Annotated in this window: 13 protein-coding genes and 1 pseudogene; 6 read left to right on the top strand and 8 right to left on the bottom strand. The window is 70.4% G+C overall.

Going from position 1 to position 14621, the window contains the following annotated elements:
• Positions 1-78 precede the first annotated feature (78 nt).
• The 4 genes from KUM49_RS47710 to KUM49_RS47695 all read right to left on the bottom strand — a co-directional run bounded on the left by KUM49_RS47710 (position 79) and on the right by KUM49_RS47695 (position 1949).
• Complete coding sequence (locus tag KUM49_RS47710) at positions 79-741, bottom strand: mobilome CxxCx(11)CxxC protein (RefSeq protein WP_217243253.1); 663 nt, start codon at positions 739-741, stop codon at positions 79-81.
• Positions 742-874: 133 nt separating this feature from the next.
• Positions 875-1138 (bottom strand): hypothetical protein, encoded by a 264-nt coding sequence (locus KUM49_RS47705; RefSeq protein ID WP_217243252.1) that lies wholly within the window; start codon positions 1136-1138, stop codon positions 875-877.
• Complete coding sequence (locus KUM49_RS47700; RefSeq protein ID WP_217243259.1) at positions 1135-1440, bottom strand: DUF6247 family protein; 306 nt, start codon at positions 1438-1440, stop codon at positions 1135-1137. The genes KUM49_RS47705 and KUM49_RS47700 overlap by 4 nt, the downstream gene beginning before the upstream one ends.
• A gap of 77 nt (positions 1441-1517) precedes the next feature.
• Positions 1518-1949: a hypothetical protein gene (locus KUM49_RS47695; protein ID WP_217243251.1), complete on the bottom strand. Its 432-nt coding sequence runs from the start codon at positions 1947-1949 to the stop codon at positions 1518-1520.
• A gap of 612 nt (positions 1950-2561) precedes the next feature.
• Between KUM49_RS47695 and KUM49_RS47690 the strand changes: the two genes are divergently transcribed.
• Positions 2562-4448, top strand: a complete 1887-nt coding sequence (locus KUM49_RS47690) for a serine/threonine-protein kinase (protein WP_217243250.1) — start codon at positions 2562-2564, stop codon at positions 4446-4448.
• A gap of 364 nt (positions 4449-4812) precedes the next feature.
• Here KUM49_RS47690 and KUM49_RS47685 read toward each other — a convergent pair.
• From KUM49_RS47685 to KUM49_RS47675, 3 genes and pseudogenes are all read right to left on the bottom strand, one after another.
• Positions 4813-6857, bottom strand: a pseudogene (locus KUM49_RS47685) (transcriptional regulator); the annotation flags it as partial.
• A 727-nt stretch (positions 6858-7584) separates the two neighbouring features.
• Positions 7585-8154 carry a TetR/AcrR family transcriptional regulator gene (locus KUM49_RS47680; RefSeq protein WP_217243249.1) on the bottom strand — a complete coding sequence of 190 codons (570 nt, stop codon included), beginning with the start codon at positions 8152-8154 and terminating at the stop codon, positions 7585-7587.
• 705 nt (positions 8155-8859) lie between these two features.
• Entirely contained in the window at positions 8860-10359 is a 1500-nt protein-coding gene (locus KUM49_RS47675) for an MFS transporter (protein ID WP_217243248.1), read from the bottom strand.
• 643 nt (positions 10360-11002) lie between these two features.
• Between KUM49_RS47675 and KUM49_RS47670 the strand changes: the two genes are divergently transcribed.
• The 3 genes from KUM49_RS47670 to KUM49_RS47660 all read left to right on the top strand — a co-directional run bounded on the left by KUM49_RS47670 (position 11003) and on the right by KUM49_RS47660 (position 13396).
• The gene (locus KUM49_RS47670; RefSeq protein ID WP_217243247.1) at positions 11003-11704 is read left to right on the top strand and encodes an SDR family oxidoreductase; all 702 of its coding nucleotides are present in this window, start codon (positions 11003-11005) and stop codon (positions 11702-11704) included.
• 27 nt (positions 11705-11731) lie between these two features.
• The gene (locus tag KUM49_RS47665) at positions 11732-12613 is read left to right on the top strand and encodes an alpha/beta fold hydrolase (RefSeq protein WP_217243246.1); all 882 of its coding nucleotides are present in this window, start codon (positions 11732-11734) and stop codon (positions 12611-12613) included.
• Between the two features lie 105 nt (positions 12614-12718).
• A complete protein-coding gene (locus KUM49_RS47660) occupies positions 12719-13396 on the top strand; it encodes a CocE/NonD family hydrolase (RefSeq protein WP_254402903.1) in 678 nt (225 codons plus the stop codon).
• On the opposite strand, the gene KUM49_RS47655 is transcribed toward KUM49_RS47660, so the two are convergent.
• On the bottom strand, positions 13380-13733 hold the full coding sequence (locus tag KUM49_RS47655) for an SDR family oxidoreductase (protein ID WP_308407051.1): 354 nt from the start codon (positions 13731-13733) through the stop codon (positions 13380-13382). The genes KUM49_RS47660 and KUM49_RS47655 overlap by 17 nt on opposite strands.
• Here KUM49_RS47655 and KUM49_RS49685 point away from each other — a divergent pair.
• Complete coding sequence (locus tag KUM49_RS49685) at positions 13693-14142, top strand: winged helix-turn-helix domain-containing protein (RefSeq protein WP_254402902.1); 450 nt, start codon at positions 13693-13695, stop codon at positions 14140-14142. The two genes, KUM49_RS47655 and KUM49_RS49685, sit on opposite strands and share 41 nt — an antisense overlap.
• The gene (locus tag KUM49_RS47650) at positions 14024-14467 is read left to right on the top strand and encodes a transposase (protein WP_308407053.1); all 444 of its coding nucleotides are present in this window, start codon (positions 14024-14026) and stop codon (positions 14465-14467) included. Before KUM49_RS49685 ends, KUM49_RS47650 begins: the two co-directional genes overlap by 119 nt.
• Positions 14468-14621 lie beyond the last annotated feature (154 nt).

Raw genomic sequence — 14621 nt, 5'->3', positions numbered from 1 at the left:
GTCGGGGATCTTCGAGCGCAGCAGCAGGGCGCCGTCGCGGGTCGGCCGCGGACATGCCGCCCTGTGAGTCTCTCAGCTTCACAGTGTGACGCCGGGGGTGACCCCTGTCCGCAGTGCACTTGGTGCGCACAGCGTGTTGCTGCCGACGGCGGACCGCTGCTTGGTGACGGTCGTCCCTCCAAGGGGTGATCTCGGGCCGCTGGCGGGGCGAAATGCCAAGGCAGCTCGTTGGGAGGGCATGGGACGAGCATCGCGGGTGCGGGCGGCGGGGCGGGCGCAGCGTCCGGCGAACGGTGGGCTGCTGGTTCGGGAGCCGCGCCCGGCTGATGAGGCGGCGCTGGCGGAGTTGCTGGGGTCGAGCTGGGTCCGCAACGTCTGAAGCCCTGGGGGGTCTTCACCGAGTGCCGCGAATCTGGAGGCCAGCGATTCGTTGGCTGTGGCCGAGGAAAAGGAGTAGGCCAGTTCCTCCGGCCACCGCTTGACGAGGGACCACAGGCTCACAACGAGCTGGACCGCCGCGATCACAGTCCCGACAGTAAGGACGACGCTCCAGAGCTTGTTCTGACCGAACGTTCCTACCAGTGCTCCGATAAGCAGCGGGACTGCGAAACCGACCCAGGTCAGCACGTCGGTCTTGCGCTTCAGGCTGGCGGCCCGCTTCTGGAAGATGTAGCTGGTCCCATAGGCGTGCAAAGCCGCGTCCCAGCACCTTCGCCGGTAGTCATCGATGCCTGCCGCCATGTGTCCTTCTTCATCGCAGTTCCTCGCCGTCCGGCGGAAGGCCAGAGGGCATTGGAGTCTACTGGGATGCCTGAGCTCGCCTGGCCTGCTCCCGTCAGTTGCGATGCCGGGGTCAGGGCGTTGTGACCGGTGGCTATCCGAGCCAGGTGATGGTGAGGACGGACAGGCGGCGCAGGGGCCGGTTCACCCAGTAGGTGAGGGAGAGCTGGCCGACGGAGGCGTGCCGGACGTCCTCGCCCTCGGGGTCGTCGGCGTTCCACTGCCGAAAGCCCCATGGGTCGACGGCGGCGGCGTCCAGGACGTCCCACACCATGTCTTCGACGTGCTCGGGCAGGGTGGCGAGGACCTTCGCGGCCGGGGCGGAGAAGCGGACCGCGTACGGCTGCTGTTCGGTCACCGGCGCCGCCCGCGGAGCTCTGCCATGTCGATGAAGTCGCTGTCGTCGTAGCCGGAGGCGACGAACGCGTCGACGGCCGGAGCGGAGGCGAGGCGACCCTGCCACTCCTGGACGACTGCGTACAGGCCGCCGAGGGAGTACGTGCGCCGCGATTCCTCGAGCGCGGCCGCCCACTCCCGCTCGAAGGCCGGCACCCAGGTGTCGGCGCGCGGGTCGGCGCGCAGCTGGACGAGGAGTTCGGCCGGCGCCCCGGGCGCGGGGGCGTACGGCGTGACGGGTGCATGGTCGGGCTGCGCGCTCATCTGGTCCTCCCGGCGGGTCGTCACCTCACGGTACGCGCGCCGGGTGGCCGTGGATGCGGGCATGGACGGATCCCCTCCTACTGGGTGCGCAGGGTACGGGCGACGGCCTGGGCGTGCTCGCGCAGCGGCAGATCCTGCTTGTCCCAGGTGGCGGCCACGTAGTTGAGGAGTTCGGCCGTGGCGCGCTCCGAGTCGCTCGAGTCGCTGGCGAGCAGCTTGTCGGCGGCGAGAGCGACGTCGACGGCCGGGGTGGACAGGTCTTCCGGGGCGAGGGCGTTGCCGCGGTCGACGTGCAAGACCAAGAGGTGGCGCACCTGGTTGCGGGACTGGATGGTGATGGTGTCCTCGCGCGGTGAGTTCGCATCCGCGGTGACGAAACCGGGGTGGTTGAGGATCGCCGCGGCGATGGCCTCGGTGAGCACCGGCTCAGGCAGCAGGTCGTCGTCGGTGGGCTCCGGGGCCTTGAAGGTCAACGTGTAGTTGATGCCGGCCTCGGTGGTGAACCACATCGTGTCGCCGCCGGGGTCGGCGTCCGCAGCGGCGAAGTGCGGGCTGCGGCGCAGCGCGTCGGCGACGCGGACCTGGTCGTGGTCCGCGTCGAACAGCGGGCTCTTGTCGCGGTCGATGGGCTGTGCCGACGCACGGTAGTTGTCACACCCGGTTCGCGCCGACCTTTGAGTTCCCGCGAACGAGGCACCGTAGTTGTCACTGGTGCCGCAAGCTACTTGTCACCAGCCCTCGCGAAGCAGGGCAGTTGTCACCACCCACCCTCGTGGAGCGCCACGCTGACCTCTGTAGACGGCGCCGGAATGGGCGATCACTCACCGCTACATGTCCGTCTGTCGTAGCTATACAAGCAGACCCCCGTACCGCCGTGGTGCACTGGGCAGGCACCACCTCCCTATCGCCGAAGGATCCCGCGCCGTGCTCCTCACCCGCATCAGCGCCCGCTCGACGGCCCCGCAGCTCGATACACAGATGCCGGGCCTGCTGGCGGCCGCGCTCGCCGAACTCGACCTCAGGTTCCGGTGGCCTGCCGGGCCTCCGGGCGGTGGCGGAAGTGACGGGGTGGTGTCACGATTCGTGCATCGTCCAAGTGCACTGCGTGGAGGGGGTGGTGAGTGCAGGCGTTGGCCGACGACGATCCGCGGCAGGTGGGCGAGTACCAGCTGTTACGCCGCCTGGGTGAGGGCGGGATGGGCCGTGTGTATCTCGCGCGGTCGCCCAGCGGGCTGATGACCGCGGTCAAGATGGTGCAAGCGGAGAGGGCCCACGCTCCGGACTTCCGGGCGCGGTTCGAGCGCGAGGTCCGCGCGTCGCTGGCGGTCTCCGGGCCGGGCACGGTGCCGGTGCTGGACAGCGACGCGCACGCTCCCGTGCCCTGGCTGGCCTCGCCCTACGTTCCGGGCCCCTCCCTCGCCGAGGCCGTGAGGGAGCACGACCCGTTGCCCGTACCGGCGTTGTGGCGGCTGCTGGCGGGGCTTGCCGAGGCGCTGAGCACGGTGCACGCGTGCGGGCTGGTCCACCGCGACCTCAAGCCGTCGAACGTGCTGCTGTCCTCCGAGGGACCGCTGCTGATCGACTTCGGGATCGCCCGCGGCACCGACGACACGGCCCTCACGAGAACGGGGTTTCCCCCCGGTACGCCCGGCTACATGTCACCGGAGCAGTTGCAGGGGGCGGAGGTAGGCGGTGCCAGTGACGTCTTCCAGCTCGGCGCGGTCCTGGCCTTCGCGGCCACCGGACGCCACCCGTTCGGGTCGGGAGAGCCGATCATCCTGCTGTACCGAGCCGTGCACGGGGAACCAGACCTGAGCGGTATTCCGGACGGCCTCATGTCGGTGCTGCGCGCGTGCCTGGCCAAGGAGCCCGAGCACCGTCCCTCCCCCGAGGCACTGTGCGCCTGGGCGGAGGAGTACGGCACCGGCGCGGCCCCCTGGCTGCCCGCCTCCGTCGCGTCGGACATCGCCCGGAGGTGCGAGCAGCTCCGCGATCTGAGGGCCACCGACCAGGACATCTGGCCGGGGCACGGCCGAGACCGGATACCACCGCGACCGCGCACCGCGGCGGCTCCCGCCGCCGAGGCCGCGGCCACCGCGGAGTCCCCGGCCGAGGCCACCCCTTCCGCCGAGGGCTCTCTCCCGGCCGAGGCCGCTCCCTCCGCCGAGCCCGCCCAGTCCCCCTCCGCCAAGGACGCTCCCCCGGCCACCGCCGAGCCCCCGGTCACCGTCGTCTCCCCGGTCGCCGACCTGCCCACGGCCACTGCGGTCCGGAGGCCGCCCGACGGCCCACCGGCCACCGTCGACCCACCGACCGTTCTCACCACGCGGACCGGCTTCGGCGATCGGCCCGGCTTCACCGCCCCGACGTACTCGAGCCCGCCGCCGTCCGTGCGCCCGCCGTCCTCCCCGCCTCCGGCGGAGGGGGCGAGGGTACCGGCGCGCACGGCGCCCACCGGTGGCCCGCAGGAGCAGGTCTGGGTGGCGCCCTGGGTGCGCAGGTCGGTGCTGGGCCGACCGCTGCTGAGCCTGCTCGGCTTGCTCCCGATGGCCGTCCTGCTGGTGGCGGGGCCCGACCTCAAGGCCCATGCCCTCGAGCACAAGACGGCAGACAACCACGATGCCTGGTGGCGGGAGCTGAACCGCTGGGCGATGGACGAGGACGGGTGGCGGCTGCCGTTGACGGTGCTCCTCATCGTCGTACTGGCGGGGCTGCAGTACTTCCGTGCCCGGCTCGAACGCCATCCCGTGTCCGGCACGCGGACCTGGGCCGCGACCCTCGGCGGCTTCTGGCTCCTGTGGTCGGCCATGGTGCCGCTGACCCTGTTCTGGGTCGTGGGGATGGCCGACGGTGCCGACCCGGATCTGGTGAGCGCGTGGTTCCGCAACACCGTGTACGGCACCTCGCTCGTTCTGCTGGTCGACATGATGGCGGCGCCGTTCATCGCGGTGGCGGCTGTGATCCACCTGCTGCGCGGGCTCTTCGGTGACGCGGCGCGGCCGAGGTGACGTCGGTGGAGCCGTTCCCACGGACGCGACGCGTCCACGGGAGACAGCCAGGAACGTCATGGACCTCACCAGACACCCGAAGGCGTCCGGATCACTCCGTCGGCAGCCGCAGCTCGGTCTCCGCGCCCCCTCCGGATGGTTGCTGAAGATCAGACAGGCGCCGAGCAGGCGGGCCTGGCCGGTGGCGATGTTCAGGCCATGGCCGGGCCGCCGGACCGGGGCGAGGCTGAAGGAGTGCCGGGCGTCGTCCAGGGCGCGTGCCCAGTCCTACTCGAACGCGGGCACCCACGTGTCGGCACGCCGGTCGGCGCGGAGTTGGGCGAGCAGCTGGGCGGCGGCGGCCGGGGCCAGCGGGGTGGGGGCTTCCTCTCTCCATCAGGTCGACTGCCCACAGCATCGACTGGACGCCCTCCAGCTTCGCCAGGCCCGGCGTGGGCCCAAGGCGAAACCCGCCGGGCTGCGGCTTACCGGAGGCCGCGTAGGGGAGGAAGTCCAGCGGGCTGTCGCCGGGACTCGGGTAGACGACGCAGTCGGACAGCACGGCGAGCGGGTACAGGCCGGTCATGGCCGCCATGTTGCGCAGCTTGCGGTGCATGTTGACCCGGGCCTTGCTGATGACGGCGGCGCGGATGTCGGGGCGCCAGGTCGGGCGCTCCAAGGCCGGCCACCGCTCGCCCTCCTTGTAGTGCTTGCCCTGGGGGCGCTCGCGCAGTTTGCCCACGCCGCCCTTGACCGTGGCCTTGATGGCGGCAGGACGGCGGCCAGGGCCGGGCCGGCCTGCTTGTGTTGCTCCATCGCAGCGAGGAACTGGCGGTCGTCCAGGTCCTTGGTGACGCCGAGGTCGGCGAGGGTGTCGACGTACGCGGTCTTGAGGCGGTCGTGCCACGGGTCCAGGTACGCGCCGGTCTCGCGGCGCAGGTACGCCTCGATCGGGTGCACGTCGTGCCCGAGCTCCTGTGCGTAGGCGACGGTGTGCGTCTGGTACCAGGCCGGGCCGGTCGGGCGCTCGCCGTCCGGCGTGAACGGCGAGGGCAGGCGCGGGTCCAGCTCGATGTGGGACAGGTCGACCAGCCAGGAGCCGGGGATCTTCGGGTTGAAGGCCGGGGCGTGGAAGTGGTCGGGCGCGGACAGGCCGACGACCAGGCGGGCCGCGGCGGCGAGGAACGCCGTGTTGAGGTCCAGGCCGACCGCGAAGGGCAGGGTGCACTCCTCATCCGTCAGCAGGTCCACCTGCCGCACCCACTGGTACGCCTCTTCGTTCAGGAACCCGCCGGTCCAGCCGGAGTTCACCACGACGGGGTGTTCGGCGGTGGCCTCCGGTGGCGCCGGGTCCATCGGTTCCGTGCCCAGCGAGCCCGGGTTGTGGGCCGATACCCAGTTGCCAGTCTCTTCGTCGCGTTCCGGCTTCGTGGGCGGGCGCAGCGCCGTCATCAGCTCCAGCCCGGACACGGCCGTGGAGCCGCGCGGGGTGATGACCCGCTGTGCGTAGACACCGAGGACGCGGGCGATGTCGGCCGGTTCCATCTCACTCACGCCGGGCCAGGACCGCTCATCGAGGGCGTCCCACGACAGGATCGCCAGCTGCACGCACTGCCGCTCGCGGCCCTGCGCCTTGCGGTAGATCCGCGCCCACGGGCCGAATCCGCGCTGCGTGAGCTGCCGCTTCGCCTTCGCCACCTGCTTCACCACCGGGTGGTCCTCGGGCAGGCGCAGGGAGCGGCGCTGCTCGTGGCCCTCCAGGCGCTCGGGCAGCCCGAGCTTCACGGCGGCCGCGGCGGTGAGGACGATCAGCGGGTCGGAGTCCTTGCCGTACCGGTTGGGCTTCGGCGCACCGAGGCCGGACTCGCGCAGCGTCCACTCCACCAGCTCCACCACCGTGGTCGCCGGGCGGTCGAGCACGATGCCGTCCACGCCGTACGCGGAGCCGTCGCCGTCCAGTGCGGCGAGCAGGCCGTGCGGGAACCGTGGGTCGACGGCGGGCTTCGCCGCCTTCTTCGTCGCAGGGCGACGCGACGTCGCGGACGGACGGGCCGGACGCTCGGGCGCGGCCTGGACGGCCGGGGCCTGGACGAGCATGGAGGTCTCCGGCTCGGTGGCCGCGGGCGCGGCCGGGCTGGTGAACGTCTCCGGCACCCGCGGCTGCGGCTGTGGCTGCGGCGCGGCAACCGGGGCGGGGGCCGGGGCGGTGTGGGTGCTGTGCGCGGGGTACTTCGCCGCCCAGCCCTTCAGCAGCCGCTGGTACGCCTCAAGGCGAGGCGACTTCGGCTCCGAGCGGCCGTTCTCGTGGTTCTTCGCCGTCTGCGTCGACGTCTTCAGCGCGACCGTGAGGCGGGCCTGCGTGATGCCGGCGGCCTCACACAGCCGGGCGCGCTCCGCCGGGGACGGGAGCTGCGGCTCCTCCTCCAGCAAGGGTCGATCGCAGCCGCTCGGTGCGTTGGCCGTGCCTGCGGGTCAGACCAGGTATCTGCTCGACGAAAGTGCGTCGCCCGCACCCGGCGTTCCCGCAGGTGAACCGACGGACCCGCAGGTGAACCGACGGACCCGCAGTGGAAGCACAACGCTTCCTCCCGCGCTGGGCACATCACCGGGAAACCGCAGGTAGGAGCCGTGAACACGGCCGGACCACGTCCCGCACCCCGGACACGAGGCGCCCACCGCCGTGCACCGCGCGTCCACACGTACCGTCTCGCTGTCCGCCTCGACCTGACCGCCCGGGACGCCGTGCCCAGGCCACGCGCCCCCGAGGGTAGACCGGCGGCGGCCCTGGGGTGAGGAGCTGGGGCGCCCATGCCCATGAGGCCGATCGCGCCCGCCATGACCACGGTGCCCATCAGCAGGGACAGAACGGCCATGAGGGTGCTGCTGATGGCGAGGGTCTGTACCCGGGTGCCCCGGATCGGGGGGCGGTGCAGGCGCAGTGGGCCCATGTCGTTGTGGGTATAGCCGAGGGCGTGGTCGACCTGGCCGCTGATGACGTTGGCGGAGAGCATGCCGACGACCACGGGGGTGAGTGCGTAGTAGAACGCCGTGAGGCCCAGGGCAAGGGTGTGGCGCCATGGGATCTACTCGGTCGCCGGAGGCCCGGATGCGCCTCGCCGAGCACATCGGTCGCCGCGACCGCTCGTCATGCGACGCGTCAGCGCATGTCCGCCGCATCGAGCAGGACGGCCACGGTGGGGGCGACGAGCCCGGCCTTCACGTCGGCTTTGATTCCCGCGCGGGCGCTGGCGCCGTCGAAAACCAGGATCAGCTGCCGGGCCAGCAGGTCCGGATCGCTCGCCCCGCCCTGTTCGGCCTCGGCACGGAAGAAGGCTGTCAGATTCTCCTTGACCCGGTGGGCCACCCGGCTCGCAGGGTGGCTCTGGTCTTTGAGCTCGATCTGCGCGACGAGGTACCGGCAGCCTTGGAAGTCGGGTGCACTCGCCTGTGATTCCGCCTGCTCGAAGACGTGCAGGATCCGCTCGCGGGGTGGACGGTTGTCATCCGCCGCGGGAAGGAGCGTCGTCATATAGGCGGAGGCGCGTTCCTCCAGGCTCGCCGCCAGCAGTTCGCCTTTACTCTCGAACAGCTGGTACATGGAGCGCTTGGACACCCCTGCCGCCTTGCACAGTGCGTCGACGCCGACGTTGACGCCGTCTCGGTAGGTGAGCGCGGCCGCTGCCTCCAGCAGTCGCTCTCTTGAGCTTGACTTTGCTTCGGTGGTCATATTGCGAGGTTAACTCGATTCCGGCCCGTTGGAAACCGATCGGTTTGCAGCGCTTGTCGGGGTGATCCATTGCGCCGCCCACGGCCGAGCGGGCCTATGAGGACGGTTCCCACTGCTCCGAGGCGGCGGTCTTCTCGGGCCCCGTTAGCACGGGGGCCCGGTGCAGTCCCCGAGGGTTATGCCGGCGCGTTACCCCGAAGCCGAAGAGTGCGGCCGCAATGAGGCCGACAGTCGTCATCATCCAGCACCGGGCCGGGGCCGCGCCGCCTCGGGCGTCGCAGTAGAGGGAGGATCGAGCGGATACGGCTGGTGATCTGTCGCAGCAGCTCGAACTCTGCGAGGAAGCGGTAGAAGCCGGGCGGCGCCTTGATGGGGTGGCGACCGGACGTCGGCACCGCCATCGCGGTCTCCAGGGTCGGTGCGCTCATCCTCTTGCCGCGTTGGGCGCGCCCGACATCGCTCGCCCGCCGGGGCCGTGACTGCCCTCGGCGGCACCCCCTATGGCCGGCCTGCGCCCCTCGGCCTCCCAGATTCAGCTTCAGCCCACATCGCGGGTGCCCTCTACCGGCGACGATCTGTTCGCTGAAGACGGAACGCGCGGGCAGAGGCGGGCACCACCCCGAAGATGCTCCTGTCTCCCTGCGCTGATGTGTGCCTGGAGAGCACCGATCAGCGCAGGGCATCTCTCACCACGCGGATTCATGCTCAGTGGGCGATCACGGGCTCGCCCTCCGACGGCCCCAGAGCTGAATTCGGCATCAGGAACGCCGTGAGCACCGCACCGACCACGAAGATTCCGGCACCCCATGCCAGGGTGGCCGTGTAGCTCTCGACCCCAGCCTGGGCCACGGTCAGTGCGCCCGGCTTGTGCGAGGACAGATAGTCGGTCGCGGCCGATGAAGCAACGGTGGTCAGCAGCGCCGTGCTGATCGAGCCACCCACCTGCTGGCTGGTGTTGATCAGCGCCGAGGCGACGCCCGCGTCCTCGTGACGCACGCCTGCGGTCGCACCCTGGAACGCGGTGGTCATCACCCCACCTATACCGAGACCAAGCAGGATCATGCCCGGCATGATGTTGGCGACGTAGGTACTGTCCAGCGTGAGCCGGGTCAGCAGGGCCATACCGGATGCGGAGACCAGGAAGCCGACGCTGACCACGATCTTCGGGCCGACCTTGGGCAGCACCAGCGAAGGCACCGTGGTCGACGCGGCAACGATGCCGCCGACCATCGGCAGGAAGGCCAGACCGGCCTCGATCGGCGAGTAGCCGATGCTGGCCTCCAGGTAATAGGTCAGGAACAGGAAGATCGAGAACATCCCCATGCCCAGGACGAACACGGCCAGGAACGAACCACCTCGGGTCCGGTCCAGCACGACGCGCAGCGGCAGCAGCGGATGCGCGACCCTGAGCTCCAGCCAGGCGAATACCGCGAGCAGCACCACGCCGCTGATCATGGAGCCGAGGGCGACCGGGTCGGTCCAACTGGTGGATTCGACGTGCGCGAACCCGTAGACGATGCCGAACAGCGCGGCGCTCACCACGACGGTGCCAGGAATGTCGATTCTGGGTCGCTCGGTGACCACAGGCTTGGCCAGCAACAGCAACGCGCCGACCAGCGCGACGCCCGCGAAAATGACGTTCACGTACATCACCCAGCGCCATGACGCCCATTCGGTGAGCATGCCGCCGAGCAGCAGCCCGACCGCGGCGCCCGCACCGGACAACGCACTGAAGATGCCGAAGGCCTTCGCCCTTTCGGACGGCTGGGTGAAGGTCACGCTGAGCAGCGAGAGGGCCGCGGGCGCGAGCAACGCGGCGAACAGGCCTTGGGCCACGCGTGCCCCGACGAGGATTTCGAAGCTGCTGGCCGCGCCGCCGGCGACGGATGCGGCCGCGAAACCGATCAGGCCGGTCACGAAGGTGGTACGCCGGCCGAACAGGTCACCGAGTCGGCCACCGAGCAGCAGCAGGCTGCCGAATGCCAGGGCGTAGCCCGTGATGACCCACTGCCGGCTGCCGTCGCTGAAACCGAGGTCATGTTGCGCTGCGGGCAGCGCGATGTTCACGACGGTCGCATCGAGCGTGACCATGAGCTGCGCCACGCCCAGCACGACAAGCACCCACCAGCGCGCGGCATGTGAGCCGCGCAGGCCCGAGTCGGTTTTCCCGGAGGCGGGCGCCCCGCGGTCGAAGGTGGTAGTCATCTTTTCCCTTTGTCGCTGGTCATAGGCCGAGCATCAGCCGGAAACCGATCTGTTTCCCACATAGGAAAACAGATCGGTTTCCATGGTGCAAGTGGAGAGGCGGTCCCCGACCTGTGAGCGACCCGACAATGCCGACACCCGCACTGGCCGCCGATGCTGCCTCAACGCGCGACCAGGGCTCGACCAACGAGACGACCGCCGACAAGCCGGCCCCCCTCGCCGCCGACTGACCCCCGCGAGCGAGGCGCCGGTGACACGCGGGCACCCCGCCGGGGACTTCCACCGCCGACCGCTCCGGGGACTCACTCCTCCGGCCACTCCCCCACCCGCACACACGGCGGCCCCTCCGGCGTCGAGGGCGTTCCCCTACCTCCCCGCTCCGCCCCTCCACCTCACCCCGACACCGTTCCGGGGTGGCTCTTCGACACGGCCGGGAAGCTCGGCCTCAAACCCCAACTCAGCCCGAACGACGCCGACGTCGACCAGGCCGGACAGACGGGTGGGGAGCTCGCCATCCCGGGGCGGAACGACGCCCTGAGGCCGCGGCACCACGCGACTGGCTCCGTCGATGAGCTTGCGCTCGGAAACCGATCGGTTTACTGTGATGGAAACCGATCGGTTTCCAAATCTTGTGGAGGCAGTCATGACCGCTTTGAAGGACGCCAACGTCTTCGTCACCGGTGGCAGCCGGGGCATCGGCAAGGCGCTGGTGGAAGAGCTGTACGCGCGCGGTGCCGGCAAGGTGTACGCCACGGCCCGCGACCCGCGCACCGTGACGCACCCCGACGCGGTCCCGGTGGCACTGGAGGTCACCGACCCGGCCTCCGTGGCGGCGGCCGCCGCACAGGCGCAGGATGTCACCGTGCTGATCAACAACGCGGGTGCCGCGGTCGGCGCCTCCTTCCTCGACTCCCCGGTCGACGACGTACGCCGGGAGTTCGAGACCAACTTCTACGGCCCGCTGCTGCTCACCCGGGCCTTCGTGCCCGTCATCGAACGCAACGGCGGCGGCCACCTCCTCAACGTGCACTCCGTGCTGTCCTGGCTCGCCCTCGGCGGCTCCTACAGCGCTTCCAAGGCCGCCCTGTGGTCGCAGACCAACTCCCTGCGCCTGGAGCTGCAGCCCCGTGGCATCGCCGTCACCGGACTGCACGTCGGATACGTCGACACGGACCTGGCAGCCGGCGTCGACGCACCCAAGTCCGCCCCTCGTGACGTCGCCGCACTCGCCCTCGACGGTGTCGAGACCGGCGCGTACGAGGTCCTCGGTGACGACATCACTCGCCAGGTCAAGGCGGGCCTGGCCGGCGACCTGGCCGGCCTGTACCCCCAGCTGACCAAGTAATCCCTTCACTTATCAGGAGTCGACAAGATGCCCAGCCCCAGCCAGGACCCCCGTCCCACGATTCACGTCCCGGGGACCACCAGTCACACCATCGCCCCGCGCGCAGGACACAGCCACGAGGGAACGCTGCGCTACCTCAAAGCGGGCACCGGCGCGCCCCTGGTCCTGCTGCACACCGTGCGCACCCAGGCCGAGCACTACCGCGACCTCATCCCGCTGATCGCGGACCGGTACACCGTGTACGCCCTCGATCTGCCGGGGATGGGCTACTCCGAGATCGTGCCCGAGGCGTCGTACGACGAGCCGGCCATGCGCGCGGGCGTCGAGCGGCTCCTCACCGAACTCGATCTCCATGACGTGACGTTGGTCGGGGAGTCCATGGGGGCGGTGCTCGCCCTGACCACCGCGGCCGATCTCCCCGAGCGCGTCCGCCGCGTCGTCGCGGTGAACACGTACGACTTCAACGGCGGGATCGCCCGCTCCAGCCTCCTGGCCCGCGTGGTGGTCAGCGGAGTCCTCGCCCCCGGGGTGGGCCCGGTGATCGCCGGGGTGGAGCCCAAGCCCGCCCTCCGCGCGATCCTCCAGGGCGGCCTGGGCGACAAGAACGCACTGCGCGAGGACTACGTGGACGAGCTGCTCCAGGTGGGCCGGCGCCCCGGCTACCCGACCGTCGCCAGGGCCGTGTACCAGAACCTGCCCAGCCTCATCGCCGCCCGCTCGCGCTACCCCGAGGTCAAGGCTCCCATCCACCTCGTCTACGGCGAGAAAGACTGGTCCCGGCCCTCGGACCGGCAGGCCAACAAGCAGCTGCTGCCCGCCGCCGACTTCACGCAGGTGCCGAAGGCCGGCCACTTCATCGCCCTGGAACGGCCCGACGTACTGGCCGACCTGCTGAACTCGGTCGCGTAAGCGACCCGAGAGCGCCGTGGTCACCCCCTTTCGGGGGTGTCGCGTGGGTGGAGACCCGATCAACCATGTCTCGCGAAAACGTCGTGGCAGGCAAAGGAGCGGCACATGACGGAGATACAGATCGAGTTCGACGTACCCGCCAAGATGCGTGACGGCACGGTGCTGCGCGCGGATGTCTACCGGCCCGGCGGCAGCGGACCGTGGCCGGTCCTGCCGAGCAGGCTGCCGTACGGGAAGCAGATGCCCCTGGCGGTCGCGATCCTCGATCCCCTGGCGGCGGCTCGGCGTGGCTTCATGGTGGTGCTCCAGGACACCCGCGGCCGGTTCGCCTCCGAGGGTGAGTGGGAGCCGTGGACGCACGAGGAGAGCGACGGGTACGACACCGTACGGTGGGCTGCCGCCCTTCCCGGCGCGAACGGTTCCGTCGGCATGATCGGCGCCAGCTACTTCGGCAACACGCAGTGGATGGCGGCGCCGTCCAAGCCGCCGGAGCTGAAGGCGATCGCACCGATGGTCACGTGGTCCGATCCGGACGACGGACTGTGGACGCGCGGCGGCGCGATCGTGCTCGGAATCACCGCGCCCGTGGACCCTCATGATGGGCGCCGACGCGCTGAAGCGCCGGCACGGCACCGACCCCGCCACGCTCGGAGGCGGCCTCGGCAGACTGGTGCAGGATCTCGACGGCCTGACCGACGGCGGCTACGGCGAGCTGCCCGGGGCGGCCGGTCGCCCAGGACTGGCGAGGTCCGGCGAGGCCGGTGGCCTACTCCTGGGAGTTGATGCTGCGGCCACAGTCCACGAGCAGGTTCTGGCCGGTGACGAGAGAGGCGTCATCCGAGGCGAGGAAGGCCACGGCGGCGGCGACGTCCTCGGGGACTCCGAGCCTGCCGACGGGGGTGCGCGCGGCGGTCTGCACCTTGTACTCCTCGGGCACCTCGGCCCACAAGGAGGTGACCACGGCTCCGGGCAGGACGGAGTTGAACCTGATCCGGCCTCCGTACTCGACGGCCAACTGCCGTACGAGGGCGTCGATCCCGCCCGTGGCCGCCGCGTACGCCGGGGAGCCCTTGAAGCCGATGGCCGCGTGCACGGACGAGGGGCGCCGCCGGAGCGTCAACCACAAACCAGCCACAAACAGCCAGTCCGCGCGGACATCGGGGCAGACCGAACGGCGCCCCTCCGCAATCCGCGCGCTGATCATCCGGCTGTTCCTGGTGGAGTACACGGTGCAGGGGGTCTGGAAGCTCCTGCGGCGGCACGGGTGGTCACCGCAGATGCCAGCGAGGCGGGCGCTGGAGCGTGACGACGCGAGTGTCGAGCGGTGGCGGAGCGAGGTGTGGGGGACGGTAAAGCCACCGCGGCGGCCGGGACGCCTACATCTGCTTCGAGGACGAAGCCGGGCAGGGACTGAGGCCGCCGAAGGGGCACACGTGGGCACCGCGCGGCCGGACACCGCAGGTGCGGGTGCGTGGCGCGAACCGGGGACGGTTCTCCGTGACGGAACTGGTCTGCCGCAAGAGCGGTGAACGATCGCGTCTGATCTACCGGTTGCACGTGTACCGGGGCCGGAGGGGAGAGGCGAAGAGCTTCACCTGGCAGGACTACCGTGACCTGATCGTCGTGGCGCACCACCAGCTCCAGGCCCCCGTGGTCTGGGTCTGGGACAATCTCAACGTCCATCTGGTCGACGAGCTCGCGCTGTTCTTCGTGGAGAACGAGGAGTGGCTGACGGTGTTCCAGTTGCCGTCCTACGCTCCTGAGCTCAATCCGCAGGAGGGCACTGGTCGTTGGTCAAGCGCGGCCTGGCCGACTTCGCCGCCGCCAACCTCGACCACCTGGCCCGCGTTATGAAGCGCAAGCTCAAGAAGATCCAGTACCGTCCGGAACTGATCGACGGCTGCCTCACCGAGACCGGACTGACATGAGTGCCGGATGATCACCGGGCCCGCCACTGCGAGTTCAACCGCAGTAATGGGGGGCGCGCAAGTGATACAGAGCACACCGT

The sequence above is a fragment of the Streptomyces sp. AC555_RSS877 genome (assembly GCF_019049245.1).
In the GTDB taxonomy this organism is placed as follows: Bacteria; Actinomycetota; Actinomycetes; order Streptomycetales; family Streptomycetaceae; genus Streptomyces.
Note: the sequence above shows the minus strand (reverse complement) of the source record. Positions and strands in the feature narration are given on the sequence as shown.

Coding starts and splice junctions, on each gene's coding strand:
- KUM49_RS47710 (WP_217243253.1), bottom strand. CDS start 741: ATGGCGGCAGGCATCGATGACTACCGGCGAAGGTGCTGGGACGCGGCT.
- KUM49_RS47700 (WP_217243259.1), bottom strand. CDS start 1,440: ATGAGCGCGCAGCCCGACCATGCACCCGTCACGCCGTACGCCCCCGCG.
- KUM49_RS47695 (WP_217243251.1), bottom strand. CDS start 1,949: ATGTGGTTCACCACCGAGGCCGGCATCAACTACACGTTGACCTTCAAG.
- KUM49_RS47680 (WP_217243249.1), bottom strand. CDS start 8,154: ATGACCACCGAAGCAAAGTCAAGCTCAAGAGAGCGACTGCTGGAGGCA.
- KUM49_RS47675 (WP_217243248.1), bottom strand. CDS start 10,359: ATGACTACCACCTTCGACCGCGGGGCGCCCGCCTCCGGGAAAACCGAC.
- KUM49_RS47670 (WP_217243247.1), top strand. CDS start 11,003: ATGACCGCTTTGAAGGACGCCAACGTCTTCGTCACCGGTGGCAGCCGG.
- KUM49_RS47665 (WP_217243246.1), top strand. CDS start 11,732: ATGCCCAGCCCCAGCCAGGACCCCCGTCCCACGATTCACGTCCCGGGG.
- KUM49_RS47660 (WP_254402903.1), top strand. CDS start 12,719: ATGACGGAGATACAGATCGAGTTCGACGTACCCGCCAAGATGCGTGAC.
- KUM49_RS49685 (WP_254402902.1), top strand. CDS start 13,693: ATGGCCGCGTGCACGGACGAGGGGCGCCGCCGGAGCGTCAACCACAAA.